The following is a 12,572-nucleotide window of genomic DNA, read 5'->3' on the forward strand; positions in this document are numbered from 1 at the left end:
CATCCGCCACCACCATCCTCCCGGCGATCCGCTCAGCCGCCCCCGTCCTGAGCCGGCAGCAACCCCGCCAACGCCCGGTACGTGCGGTTCGCCCGCACCGCCGCCCGCTGCTGACCCGCCGTCACCTCGATGTACGCCTGCGACGACGCCAACGACGCGTGCCCCAGCAACCGCATGATCTCCGCCGCGCTCGCCCCGTCCTCCGCCAACCGCGTCGCGAACGTGTGCCGCAACGCGTGCAGCCGCGCCCCCCGCGGCACCCGGTCACCGATCCCCGCCCGCCGGTAACAGGAGTCCACCAGGTACTGCAACCCACCCCGGCGCAACGCCTCACCCCGCCGGTCCACCAGCAACGGCGAGTCGGGGCGTACGCTGCGGGCGCCGAACCGGCGCCGGCGACTGTCCAGATGGTCCGCCAGCACCACGTCCAACTCCGGCTCCACCGGCACCACCCGCGGCCGCCCACCCTTGCCGGCCACGTCGAGCCGCCGCTCACCGGCCCGCCCGGCGAGCGACGCCACCCGCAGCGCCAGCAGCTCGGACAGCCGCAGCCCCGCGCACAGGGCGAGGGCCAGCACCGCCAGATCCCGTTCGGGCCACGGGTCGCGTTGCCGCCCGTCGGCCCGGGCCACCGCCGCCAGCAACTGCTCCGGGGTGTCCGCGCCGCGCAGCGGCTTGGGCCGGGGGAGCGGTGCGCGGGGCCGCCCCACCGCCGGCATCGGATTGCCGGCGACGATCCCGTCGGCGACCAGGAACGAGAAGAAGCTGTTCCAGGTGGACCACGCCCGGTGCACCGACGCGGCGGAGCGGGGAGCGGCGAACCGCGCGAACGCCGCCCGCAGGACCCGGGGGGTGAGGGCGGCGACGGGCAGGACGTCGAGGGGGAGGGGAGGGGTGGCCTCCTCGACCGCGAGGGCCGCCACCGTCCGCAGGTCCCGACGGTACGCCTCGAGGGTGTGCGGGGAGGGCTTGCGGGTGGTGCGGTCGGTCAGGAACTCCTCGATCAGCCGCATTACCGGTTCGTCCGCTTTGTCATGCATAAGCAGTATTATGCATGGTTTTCGCGTTCGGGAGGGAGCGGGCAGGGGAGCAGACGGTTCCGGCAGCGCCCCGCCGAGGCGCGGCGCAAACGGTTGGACGTCCGAGTCGAGCCGGACGACTCCAGCCATGGTCGACATCGACGGGGAACTCGTACGCGACCTCGTCCGGGCGCAGTTTCCGCAGTGGAGCGACCTGACGGTCACACCCGTCGCCCGGCAGGGCTGGGACAACCGCACGTTCCGCCTCGGCGACGAGTTCGCCGTGCGGCTACCCAGCGCCGACGGTCACGTGGCGGCGGTCGCCAAGGAAGACCGCTGGCTGCCGGTCGTCGCACCGCACGTACCGCTCCCTGAGGGAGGGCCGATCCGGTTTACTTGACATAATGTACATTATCGAATGCTTAGTGGGTCGAGGTCGTTCAGGCGGAACCCGTCCTCGACCGGCAGGTCGGCGACTGGCCGACCGGCGCGCCCGACCGGCCGGGAACACCCGTCCGGGTCAGCTCACGGTTCTCCGGCGATCCAGTCCCAGCCGGTGATCGTGCTGCGCATCAGGCGGGCGGCGGTCGAGAGATGGTTGCCGGTCCCCCAGAGCAGGGTGAGGGTGCGACGGGAGTCGGGGCTGTCGACGGCCACCCAGGCGACGGTGGAAGAACTGGGGGCCCGGCGGGCGATGGCGGGGGCGAGACCGACGCCGAGCCCGGCGACGATCAGGGCCTGGATGGCGGCGGGCTCGTCGCCTTCACAGACGATCTTCGGTGTGCGGCCCCGTGCGGCGAAGAGGTGGTCGAGGAGCCGGCGTTGCCAGTGCCCCTGGCGGGTGGTGATGAAGGGCTGGTCGGCGAGGTCGTCGACGCCGACCGAGGTGCGCGCCGCCAGCGGGTGGTCGAGCGGCGTGGCCAGCCACACCGCTTCGTCGAGCAGTTGGACCGCTTGCAGGCCCTCGGCGGGGATCGGCTGGGTGGCGACGCAGAGGTCGACGTCCTGGGCGCGCAGGTGGCGGGCCATGTCACCGGCGGCCATCTGGTGCAGTTCGACCTCGATGGAGGGGTGGGCCCGCCGGAACGCCGCGAGCGGCCGGGCGAGGGCGAGGAAGGTCTCCGACGCCAGTCGCACGGTGCCGAGGCCCTCGCTGGCGGCCTCGGCGACGGCCCGCCGCCCCGCGTCGAGCTCGCCGAGGGACCGTTCGACGTAGTCGCGGAAGAGTTTGCCGGCGTCGTTCAGCCGGAGCCGGCCGGCACGGTCGAACAGGGGCGTGCCGAGCTCGCTCTCCAGCCGGGCGATGGTGCGGCTCAGTGACGGCTGGGCGACGTGGAGTTCGTCGGCCGCGCGGCTGAGGTGTTCCAGCCGGGCCACCACGAGGAACTGCCTGAGCGTGTGCAGGTCGATGACGGCTCTCCTCGTTCGTGCGCGTCCCGGGTGGCGGCGGTGCCCGCCGTCGTGTCCGTCATGCCTCCAACGACATAACGTCATAGCAATATTCGTCTTGGGCAGGATAACCCTCCAGGTCATAACGTGGTGGTGTTCCCGCATCGAGGACAACGTGAGGAGGACATCCCATGGCCACCGCGGCCAACAGGTTCCGCCCGGTCGCGCCGGCTCGGCCGGAGGCCGTCGGTCGGACGGGCCGCGCCGGGTGGGTGCTGCGGGCCGTCGTCAGCGCGCACGTGGTGGCGATCGTCGGCCAGCCGGTGTTCGCCGGGGTGTATCTGACCGGTGATTTCGACAGCCTGCGCTGGCACGTGGTCGGCGCCGACGTGGTCACCTCCATCGGCTACCTGCAGGTCATCGCGGCGGTCGTGGTGTGGGTGCGGCTGCGTCAGGTCTGGCCGTTCCTGGCCACGACGGCGGTGGTGGCGGCCGAGACGGGGCAGTATCTCGCCGGTTTGGACGGCGCGCTGTGGCTGCACATCCCGCTGGGCGTGATGACCGTCGCCGCGCTCGTCGTGCAGTTCATCGCGGTCTGGCGTCGGCCCCTCCTGCGGCGGGAGGCCCGCGATGGGTGAGCACGACGTGGGCTCCGGCATGACCAGGCGGCGGATGCTGGGCATCGGTGGGACGCTCGGGTTGATGGCGGTCACCGGGCTGTCGGCGTCGGCCGCGATGGCCCGCCGGCCGGCGGTCACGGGTGCGCTGCTGCGCAGCGCCATACCGCTACCGCCGCCGTTCCAGGTGCCGCTGCCGATTCCCGCCGTGTTGAAGCCGGTCAGCACGGCGGGCGGTGCCGACCGTTACGAGATCACCCAGCGGGAGGCGACGGTGGAGATCCTGCCGGGTGTCAGGACGCCGGTGTGGACGTACGAGGGGACCTTCCCGGGGCCGACGATCGAGTCGCGCAGCGGCCGGCCGGTCACCGTGACCCACCGCAACGAGTTGCCCGTGCCGACCGTCGTGCACCTGCACGGCGGACGCACCCCGGCGGCGTCCGACGGGTATCCGACGGACCTGGTCCTTCCCGAGGGCTGGCCGGATCCCGGCCACGGCGGGCACCACCGCGGCCACGGTGGGCACGGCAGCGGCCACGGCATGCACCACGATCCGCGGGCCGTGGTGACCCGGCTGACGCGCGACTACACCTTCCCGTTGGAGCAGCGGCCGGCGCTGCTGTGGTACCACGACCATCGGATGGACTTCACCGCTCCCGCGATCTGGCGGGGGCTGGCCGGGCTGCAGATCGTCCGGGACGACGCCGAGGACGCGCTCGGTCTGCCCGCGGGGCGGCGCGAACTGCCCCTCGTGATCATGGACCGTTCGTTCGCCGCTGACGGCGGTCTCGACTACCCCGCCCTCGACCCGACGCTGCGCGGGCGGCTGGGCGTTCGCGAGCCCTATCTCGGCGGGGTCCTCGGTGACGTGATCCTGGTCAACGGCGCCCCGTGGCCGGTGCACGAGGTGGACGCGGTTCGCTACCGGTTGCGGATCCTGAACGCCTCCAACGCCCGGCACTACGAGCTCGAAGCGGTGAGCGACGACGGGCGTCGGCTCGATCTCGTCCAGGTCGGCGCCGACCAGGGGCTGCTGGCGGCGCCGGTCACCCATCGTGTGCTGCCGATCGCGCCGGCCGAGCGTTACGACGTGGTCATCGACTTCTCCGGTGTCCCGGTCGGCGGTCGCGTCAGAGTGGTCAACCGGCTGGGCTCCGGGCGTACCCGCGAGGTGATGGCCTTCCGGGTGGCGCGCAAGGCCGCCGACGGCAGCCGCATCCCCCGCGTCCTGTCGGGCGATCTGCCGGCCTGGCGGCGGTCGGACGCCGTCAGGGTACGCGACTTCTCCTTCCGCGCCGGTCGCCTGCACGGCGATCATGGATGGGTGATCGACGGGATTCCGTTCGACCCGGCTCGTTCCGACGTCACCGTCGGTCTCGGGGAGGTGGAGGTGTGGCGGCTGGTCGCCGACGTCCACCACCCCGTGCACCTGCACCTGGTCGGCTTCCGGATCCTCTCGCGCAGCGGCCGGCCGCCGCTGCCCCACGACGCGGGCCTCAAGGACACCGTCGCGCTGCGGCCGGGCGAATCGGCGGAGATCATCACCCGTTTCGACGGTTACCGCGGCCGTTACCTCTTCCACTGCCACAACGCCGAACACGAGGACATGGGCATGATGGCCAACCTCGAGGTGGTCTGACACCGCTCCTGCCGCCGGAGACGCGGCCACCGGCTGCGCCGTCGGTCGAGTAGGTTACGGCGAGTCGGGCTGGTTGACGGCGGGGAGGCCGGATGGTCGGCAAGCACCGTTCGTGGTGGGGTTGGGGCCACGTCGAGGACGCGGTGAGCGGCGCGGAGGCCGACGCGTTGACCGGCCGGGTGCGCGCGGTGCTGCCCGAGGCCGATCTGACCCGGCACGATCCGCCGCCGGTGGCGGAGCTGGGTCTGCGGCCGTCCCGGGTCGTCCCGCCGGCGTCGTTGGCGCGTCTGTGCTCGACCGAGCCGACCGACCGGGCCGCCCACGCGCACGGCAAGGCGTTCCGGGACGTCGTCCGGAACCTGCACGGCGACGTGCGGCACCCACCGGACCTGGTCGTCCGCCCGGCGTCGGAACAGGACGTCGTCGACGTGCTGGACTGGTGCGCGCGGGACGGGGTCGCGGTGATCCCCTACGGGGGCGGCTCGTCGGTGGTGGGCGGTGTGGAGCCGCGGGTGCACGACGGCTATGCCGGCGCGGTCAGTCTCGACCTCGGCCGGCTCGACCGGGTGTTGGAGGTCGACCGGACCAGCCGGGCGGCGCGCATCCAGGCCGGGGTGTTCGGCCCGGCGCTGGAGGAGCGGCTACGCCCGCACGACGTGACGTTGCGGCATTTCCCGCAGTCGTTCGAGTTCTCCACGGTGGGCGGCTGGCTGGCCACCCGGGCGGGCGGGCACTACGCGACCGTCCTCACGCACATCGACGACCTGGTGGAGTCGCTGCGGGTGGTCACCCCGTCGGGTGTCAGCCAGTCCCGGCGGCTGCCCGCCTCCGGCGCGGGGCCGTCACCTGACCGGCTCTTCCTCGGCTCGGAGGGTGCGCTGGGGGTCGTCACCGAGGCGTGGCTGCGCCTGCAGGACCGGCCGCGCTGGCGGGCGGACGCGGCGGTGCACTTCGACGACCACGATGCGGCGGTCGGGGCCACCCGGGCGGTCGCCCAGTCCGGGCTGCACCCGAGCAACTGCCGGCTGCTCGACCCGGCGGAGGCCCTGCTCAACGCGGGCGCCGCCACCGGCGGAGGGGTGCTGGTGCTGGGCTTCGAGTCGGCCGACCATCCGGTCGCAGCGGCGCTGGACCGGGCTGTCGAGCTGTGCCGCGACCACGGCGGGACGTTGCCGGAGCCGCCCCGGCACGGCGACGTGTCCGGTGGGCGGGGTGGCGGCGCCGTGGACACGTGGCGGTCGTCGTTCTTGCGGATGCCGTACCAGCGCGACGCGCTCGCCGCGCGGTCGATGATCGTGGAGACGTTCGAGACCGCCTGCACCTGGGACCGCTACCCGGCGCTGCGCGCGGCGGTGCTGGACGCGGCCGGCGCGGCGCTGGCCGAGGTCGGCGCGACCGGTGTGGTCACCTGCCGGTTCACGCACGTCTACCCGGACGGGCCGGCCCCCTACTTCGGTGTCTACGCGGCGGGCCGGTGGGACGGCATGCTCGCGCAGTGGGACCAGATCAAGCACGCCGTGTCCGAGGCGCTGCTCGCCGCGGGCGGCACGATCACCCATCACCACGCGGTCGGCCGCGACCATCGTCCCTGGTACGACCGGCAGCGCCCGGATCCGGTGGCGCTGGCGCTGCGGGCGGCGAAGGCCGCGTTGGACCCGTCCTGGGTGTTGAATCCCGGCGTTCTGGTCGACGCCGGGTCGGCCGGCGGTGAGCGGGTGGCCCGGGTCGGCGCCAGGACCGGATGACGCTGTGCCCCCAGGACGGTGAGCGGCGCGGTGGGGCGGGATTTCCTCACCTCGGGCTGATCGGGTGCCTCTCCCCTGCCGCCGGTTCGAAGATCAGGTCGAGGTGGTGGTCCAGTGCGCGCAGCGCCTGCTGCGGGGTGTAGTTGCCACTGAGGAGTTGGACGCCGAGGCCCTCCATGAGCGCGAGCAGGCCGGCCGCGGCGTCGTCGGCGCGCGGGCTCGGGAGGAGGCCGGCGACGAAGGCGACCATCTGCGCGTTGTCCTCGCGCAGGGTCGCGGCGGTCTCCGGCCGTACGGCGGTGTAGGCGAGGAACGCCAGTGCGACGCGGCCGTCGTCGCGGGACTGCTCGTCGAGCGGCAGCAGCGCGGAGATCATCGCCCGGAGCAGGTGCCGTGGTGCGGGTCGGTCGCCGAGGGCGGTGACCGCGTCGGTCACCCGGGCCTGGCTGCGGTCGCGGACGACGGACAGGGCGAAGGTCATCATCTCGTCCTTGGTGCGGAAGTAGTGCTGCACCATTCCGGCCGAGACGCCGGCCGCCGCGGCGACGTGGCGCAGGCTGACGGCTTCCAGTCCCTGCTCGGCGGCGACCCGCATCAGCGCGTCGGCGATGAGTGTCCGGCGTTGCCGGGGGTCCACCTTCTTCGGCATGGTGTCGATGCTTTCACGGTGCGGTCGCACCGGGACGGAGCGCGGTGACGGTGCCGGCGGCGCCGTCGACGGTGACGAGTTGCCCGTCGGTGATCGCGCGGGTGGCGTCGGGGACGCAGATGACGGCGGGGATGCCGTACTCGCGGGCGACGGTGGGTCCGTGGGCCATGACGGCGCCGGTCTCGGTGACCAGGCCGGCGGCGGTGAGGAACAGCGGCGTCCAGCCGGGGTCGGTGGTCGCGGCGACGATGACGTCGCCGGGTTCGATGCGGGCGGTGGCCGGGTCGTGGACGATGCGGGCGGGGCCGGTGACCCGGCCGGGTGCGGCGCCGACGCCGCGCAGCGTGCCTTCGGCGGCGGGGGCGGCCGGCAGGACGGTCTCCAGGTCGGTGCCGTCGGAGAGCAGCGCCACCGGAATGGTGCGGCGGCGCAGTTCGCGGCGGTGGGTGGCGGCGCGGGCGGTGACGGTGTCCCGGTGGTCGGTGCCGTGGTGGACGGCGTCGTGCACCTCGTCGAGGGTGAGGAACATGACGTCGTCGGGCCGGTCCAGCAGTTTCGCGTCGGTCAGGTCGGCGCCGATGTGCAGCAGTTGCCGGCGCATCTCCCGGAGGCGGTAGAGGCCGGCGAACTTGCCGGCCTCCCGCAGGCCGGCGAGGGCGCGGGCGCGGCGCAGCAGGAACACGGCGAGGCGGCCGCGGACGGGCCGTCGGCGGCGGGCGCGGGTGGCGAGGTCGGTGAGGGTGGCCTCGGCGGTGGCGGCGGCGCGGGCGAACCGTCGGTCGGGGGCCTGGTCGGGGTCGGTGAGGCGCAGGTAGTTGGCGAGCATGGCGAAGACGGGTGTCGGGTCCTCCTCCCAGCGGGGCACGCCGAGGTCGACTTCGGCGACGCCGCGGTGGCCGTAGGTGTCGAGGAACCGGTCCAGGCCGATGTCGGGCAGGGTGCCCTGCCGGTGGCGGGCGGTGAGTTCCGCCGGTGGGGTGTCGAGCAGGAGCCGGCGGTGGTCGGTGGCGTGCTGGGCGACGTGCCACAGCGCGAGGTCCATCTCGATGGTGACGTTGTGCGGCATGCCGCCCAGGACGGTGTGGATCTCGCCGGGTGCGGCGATGCCCTTGAGCAGGTACGAGGGCAGGGCGGCGGCGAGCATGCCGGCCATGATGGGCCAGATGATCTCGTCGGGGCTGTCGGTGGTGTCCTGGTCGCGGACGAAGCGGAGCCGGTCGGCGGGGGTGGTCAGGTCGGTGGGCGCGGCGCAGGTGCGGCGCATCCGGTCGATGGCGTCGAGCATGCGTTCGCGGGCGGTGTCGGGGCGGGTGAGGGCCCGCAGGACGCCGCTGGCGGCGCGGCCGGCGGTGCGGGCGGTGGGGCCGCCGGCGGTGCGGGTGCGCCGGGGTTGCGGCGCGAAGCGGGGGTCGGCGAGGACGTGTTGCATGACGGCCTGGGCCCGGGGTCCGAAGTCGACGGCCAGGAGTTTGACCAGCCGTTTGCGGGTGGCGGGGTCGCGGGCCTGGTCGGTGAGGTCGCCGTAGAGGCGCCCGCCGATGTCGACGATGTCGACGCGGACGCCGAGGGCGGCGAGCATGGCGGCGATGACCGCCTTGAGCGACGACATGCCCATCGGGGTGACGGGCTGGAGCATGCCTTGGACGTGGCCGAATTCGAGGTAGACGCGGGGTTCGGGCTTGTCGGTGGGTGGGGGCGGTGGGAACAGGGTGGTGATGGGTCGGGACTGGAGCACCCAGAGGGTGCCGTCGTGGTCGTACGCCCACTCGACGTCCTGTGGGCTGCCGAGGTGGTGCTGGAGGCGCTGGCCGAGGGCGTGGAGTTCGGCCAGTTGCGCCGGGGTGAGGCAGCCGGTGTCGTGGTGGTCGGGTCCGTCGAGGAGGTAGTGGTCGACGGTGGTGGCGCCGTCGACGACGGCGGTGCCGAGGCCGGGGGCGGCGTCGACCAGCATCTGGGTGCGGTTGCCGGTCAGCGGGTTGGCGGTGAAGAGGACGCCGGAGACCGTGGGGGCGACCATGCGTTGCACGACGACGGCCATCCGGACGGTGTCGTGGTCGATGTGGTGGGCGTCGCGGTAGGCGGTGGCGCGGGGGCCGTGCAGGGAGGCCCGGCAGGCGTCGACGGCGGCGAGGAGGCCGGCGTCGCCGGTGACGTCGAGGAGGGTGTCCTGCTGGCCGGCGAAGCTGGCGTCGGGCAGGTCCTCGGCGGTGGCGCTGGAGCGTACGGCGACGGGGCCGCCGCCGAGGTGGCGGTACGCGTCGGTGATCTCCGCGGCCGGGAGGTCGCCGGTCAGGGCGTCGGTGGTGATGCAGAAGCCGGGTGGGACGCGTTCGCCGTGGTGGATCAGTTCCCCCAGGCCGGCTGCTTTGCCGCCGACGAGGTCCGCCATGTCGGCGGTGATGTCGGACAGCGGAACGACCTGCATGGGACGCCTCCCCCAGAATTTTGCAATACGACTGCACTGCATCTGACCGTATCCGGTTCACGATGCGACTGCAATGCCATGGGGGCGACGTGGGTCACCCGACGTCGGCGCGACCGCCAACCCGGGCGAGAACGAAGAGGGGGACTGCCACCCGTCAGAGGCCGCCGCCGACCCGCAGGACGGTGCCGGTGGTGTAGCTGGCGTCCGGGCCGAGCAGCCAGGCGATGGCGGCGGCGACCTCGTCGGGTTCCCCGGGGCGGCCGAGCGGGATGCGGGCGGCGGCGCGGTCGGGACGGTCGGGTTGACCGGACAGGGCGTGGATCTCGGTGCGGATGATGCCGGGGGCAACGGCGTTGACGCGGATGCCGCGGGGGGCGAGTTCCTTGGCCAGGCCCACGGTGAGGGTGTCGGTGGCGGCCTTCACGGCGGCGTAGTGGACGTACTCGCCGGGGCTGCCGAGGGTCGCGGCGACGGAGGAGACGTTGACGATCGCGCCGCCGGTGCTCATCCGTCGGGCGGCCTGCTGGGCGGCGAGGATGTAGCCGACGAGGTTGACGTCGACGACGTGGCGCAGGTCGCCCGGGTCGAGGTCGACGAAGGGGCCGATGGGGCTGGTGACGCCGGCGTTGTTGACCAGGCCGGTGACCGGGCCGAGGTCGGCGGCGGCGTCGAACAGGGCGGTGATCTGGTCGGGGTCGCGGGTGTCGGCGGGGATGGCGACGGCGCGTACCCCGGTGGCGTGCAGGTCGGCGAGCACCTTCTCCGCGGCGGTGCGGTCGCGGCGGTAGGAGAAGGCGAGGTGGTGGCCGGCGTGGGCGAGGCGGCGGGCGGTGGCGGCGCCGATGCCGCGGCTGCCGCCGGTGATGACGGTGACGGGATTCAATGCCCTCTCCCCTGGTCCGCGCGGATGCCCGACGTTACCGTGACCGGCAGCTTGCGGAGGAGGTGGCGCGTGTCACGGGCGTTGGTGCTGGGCGGCGGTGGGGTCACCGGGGTGGCGTGGGAGCTCGGGCTGCTCGCCGGGTTGGCCGAGCGGGGCGTCGAGGTGGCCGCGGCCGACCTGGTGGTGGGGACGTCCGCGGGCTCGGTGGTGGGCGCGCAGGTGTGCTCGGGCGTACCGGTCGAGGACCTGTACGCGGCGCAGCTGCGCCCGGCCGGCGGTGAGGTGGCGGCGCGGCTGGGGTGGCCGGCGCTGGCGCGGCTGGTGTGGGCGGGCGGCGTGACCCGGGATCCGGTGGCGGCGCGGGCGCGGATCGGGGCGATGGCGGTCGCGGCGCGTACGCCGTCGGAGCAGTCCCGGCGGGCGGTGATCGAGTCTCGGTTGCCGACGCGTGGTTGGCCGCCGCGGCGGTTGCTGGTGACGGCGGTGGACGTGGCGACGGGCGAGTTCGTGGTGTTCGACGCCGATTCGGGGGTGTCGCTGGTGGACGCGGTGGGGGCGAGCTGTGCGGTGCCGGGTGTGTGGCCGCCGGTGACGGTCGGCGGGCGGCGGTACATGGACGGGGGCATGCGGTCGGCGGTGAACGCGGACCTGGCGGCGGGCGCGGAACGGGTGGTGGTGCTGGCGCCGATGGCGGCGGCGTTCGGGCCGATGCCGCGGTTGTCGGTTCAGGTGGCGGCGCTGCGGGCGGACGGGGCGCAGGTGGCGGTGGTGATGCCGGACGCGGGCGCCCGGACGGCAATCGGCCGCAACGTGCTGGACCCGGCCCGGCGGGCCGGCGCGGCGCGGGCGGGACGGGCGCAGGCGGCGGCGGTGGTCGACGAGGTGGCGGCGGTGTGGGGATGATCGCCTAGGCTCGCGCGGACGGCTATTGGGTGGAGGTGGGTGTGGTGGTCGCGGTCGGTGAGGTGGTCGAGGACTTCGAACTGCCGGACGAGACGGGTCGGATGCGGCGGCTGTCGGAGTTCCTGGCGTCCGGGCCGGTGGTGCTGTTCTTCTACCCGGCGGCGATGACGCGCGGGTGCACGGCGGAGAGCTGCCACTTCCGGGACCTGGCGGCGGAGTTCGCCGCGGTGGGCGCGCAGCGGGTGGGGATCAGCCGGGATCCGGTGGCGCGGCAGGCGGAGTTCTCCCGGTTGCACGGGTTCGACTATCCGCTGTTGTCGGACGTCGACGGTGCGGTGGCGGGGCGGTTCGGGGTGCGGCGGCGGCTGCCGCTGGGCCCGTTGAGCACGCGGCGGATGACGTTCGTGATCGGGACCGACCGGCGGGTGATCGAGGTGATCCACTCGGAGGTCAGCATGAACGACCACGCGGACCGGGCGTTGCGGGCGCTGGGGGATTGATCGTCGGCCTGTCGCAGCCGGCTGGTATCAAGGGCTGCTGTCGGACAGGTGTACGGAAGAGGGCGTGATGACAGGGCAGGGTTTGTCCACCGAGGAGGTGGCGGGCATCCGGGAGGCGCTGGCCGCGGGCCGGAAGCCGAGGGTGGTGTTCACGGCGGCGGCGGGTCAGATCGCCGGGCAGGTGGGTCAGGTGGTGTCGTTGACCGACCCGGCGGTGTCGGACGAGTTCGTGGTGGTGCGGTTCGGGCGCGACGAGTTGCCCTTCTCCCCCGCCGACCTGGCGGTGGCGCCGCGCGGCGCGGGCCGCAAGGCGGCGGAGCCGAAGCCCACCGAGGAGCCGGCGGCGCCGGCGGAGCCGGAGTTCGTGTTGGACACTCCGGCGCCGCCGGCGCCGCGTCGCGCCGAGCCGGAGGCGGCGCCGCAGGTGGAGGCGGCGAAGCCGGCGCGGCGGGCGGTGAAGGCCGCCAAGCCGAAGGGGCCCGCGGGGCTGACGGTGACGCTGGCGTACGCCGAGGGCGAGTGGACGGTCGCGGCGCAGCAGGGCGCGAAGGTCCTCGCCAAGCCGTACGTGGTGAAGCCGGCGGAGGCGCTGCGCATGGTCGCGCTGGTGGACGTGCCGGGTGTACACGAGGCGGTCGAGCAGATCCTCGCGGCCGAGCGGGCCGACGCGGAGCGGCAGGCGGAGAAGCTGCGGGCGGAGCTGGCGGAGGTGGAGGCGCGGCTGGCGGAGCTGCGGGAGGCCGGCTGACGACAGCGTGCGCGGCACGGCGACGGATCGTTGTGACGTGAGTCACCGGCGTTGA

The 12,572-nt window shown here is 73.9% G+C and carries 12 protein-coding genes; 7 read left to right on the forward strand and 5 right to left on the reverse strand.

The annotated features are described in order from the left end of the window. Nucleotides 1-32 precede the first annotated feature (32 nt). Nucleotides 33-1,040: a tyrosine-type recombinase/integrase gene (locus GKC29_RS19550; RefSeq protein ID WP_155332194.1), complete on the reverse strand. Its 1,008-nt coding sequence runs from the start codon at nucleotides 1,038-1,040 to the stop codon at nucleotides 33-35. 127 nt (nucleotides 1,041-1,167) lie between these two features. Between GKC29_RS19550 and GKC29_RS19555 the strand changes: the two genes are divergently transcribed. Continuing rightward, entirely contained in the window at nucleotides 1,168-1,419 is a 252-nt protein-coding gene (locus GKC29_RS19555) for a phosphotransferase (RefSeq protein WP_155332195.1), read from the forward strand. 125 nt (nucleotides 1,420-1,544) lie between these two features. Here the strand turns inward: GKC29_RS19555 and GKC29_RS19560 are convergent, their stop codons facing one another. Continuing rightward, nucleotides 1,545-2,573, reverse strand: coding sequence for a LysR family transcriptional regulator (locus tag GKC29_RS19560; RefSeq protein ID WP_370463268.1), 1,029 nt, complete (start codon nucleotides 2,571-2,573; stop codon nucleotides 1,545-1,547). 26 nt (nucleotides 2,574-2,599) lie between these two features. Here GKC29_RS19560 and GKC29_RS19565 point away from each other — a divergent pair, with 26 nt between their 5' ends. The 3 genes from GKC29_RS19565 (at nucleotide 2,600) to GKC29_RS19575 (ending at nucleotide 6,409) form a co-directional block, all read left to right on the forward strand. After that, a complete protein-coding gene (locus tag GKC29_RS19565; RefSeq protein ID WP_230688717.1) occupies nucleotides 2,600-3,046 on the forward strand; it encodes a hypothetical protein in 447 nt (148 codons plus the stop codon). Further along, entirely contained in the window at nucleotides 3,039-4,664 is a 1,626-nt protein-coding gene (locus GKC29_RS19570; protein WP_230688718.1) for a multicopper oxidase family protein, read from the forward strand. The genes GKC29_RS19565 and GKC29_RS19570 overlap by 8 nt, the downstream gene beginning before the upstream one ends. A gap of 92 nt (nucleotides 4,665-4,756) precedes the next feature. Further along, nucleotides 4,757-6,409, forward strand: a complete 1,653-nt coding sequence (locus GKC29_RS19575) for an FAD-binding oxidoreductase (RefSeq protein WP_155332196.1) — start codon at nucleotides 4,757-4,759, stop codon at nucleotides 6,407-6,409. A 46-nt stretch (nucleotides 6,410-6,455) separates the two neighbouring features. Here GKC29_RS19575 and GKC29_RS19580 read toward each other — a convergent pair whose 3' ends face one another. The 3 genes from GKC29_RS19580 to GKC29_RS19590 all read right to left on the reverse strand — a co-directional run bounded on the left by GKC29_RS19580 (nucleotide 6,456) and on the right by GKC29_RS19590 (nucleotide 10,366). Beyond that, nucleotides 6,456-7,058: a TetR/AcrR family transcriptional regulator gene (locus tag GKC29_RS19580; protein WP_155332197.1), complete on the reverse strand. Its 603-nt coding sequence runs from the start codon at nucleotides 7,056-7,058 to the stop codon at nucleotides 6,456-6,458. A gap of 13 nt (nucleotides 7,059-7,071) precedes the next feature. Continuing rightward, nucleotides 7,072-9,483 (reverse strand): PEP/pyruvate-binding domain-containing protein, encoded by a 2,412-nt coding sequence (locus GKC29_RS19585; protein ID WP_155332198.1) that lies wholly within the window; start codon nucleotides 9,481-9,483, stop codon nucleotides 7,072-7,074. 154 nt (nucleotides 9,484-9,637) lie between these two features. After that, on the reverse strand, nucleotides 9,638-10,366 hold the full coding sequence (locus GKC29_RS19590) for an SDR family oxidoreductase (RefSeq protein WP_155332199.1): 729 nt from the start codon (nucleotides 10,364-10,366) through the stop codon (nucleotides 9,638-9,640). Between the two features lie 69 nt (nucleotides 10,367-10,435). Here GKC29_RS19590 and GKC29_RS19595 point away from each other — a divergent pair, with 69 nt between their 5' ends. The 3 genes from GKC29_RS19595 to GKC29_RS19605 all read left to right on the forward strand — a co-directional run bounded on the left by GKC29_RS19595 (nucleotide 10,436) and on the right by GKC29_RS19605 (nucleotide 12,517). Continuing rightward, a complete protein-coding gene (locus GKC29_RS19595; RefSeq protein WP_155332200.1) occupies nucleotides 10,436-11,269 on the forward strand; it encodes a patatin-like phospholipase family protein in 834 nt (277 codons plus the stop codon). A gap of 41 nt (nucleotides 11,270-11,310) precedes the next feature. Then, nucleotides 11,311-11,769 (forward strand): peroxiredoxin, encoded by a 459-nt coding sequence (locus GKC29_RS19600; protein ID WP_305070162.1) that lies wholly within the window; start codon nucleotides 11,311-11,313, stop codon nucleotides 11,767-11,769. 67 nt (nucleotides 11,770-11,836) lie between these two features. Then, nucleotides 11,837-12,517 carry a hypothetical protein gene (locus tag GKC29_RS19605; protein WP_155332201.1) on the forward strand — a complete coding sequence of 227 codons (681 nt, stop codon included), beginning with the start codon at nucleotides 11,837-11,839 and terminating at the stop codon, nucleotides 12,515-12,517. The last annotated feature ends 55 nt before the right edge of the window (nucleotides 12,518-12,572 follow it).

The sequence above is a fragment of the Micromonospora sp. WMMC415 genome, from assembly GCF_009707425.1.
Taxonomy (GTDB): domain Bacteria; phylum Actinomycetota; class Actinomycetes; order Mycobacteriales; family Micromonosporaceae; genus Micromonospora.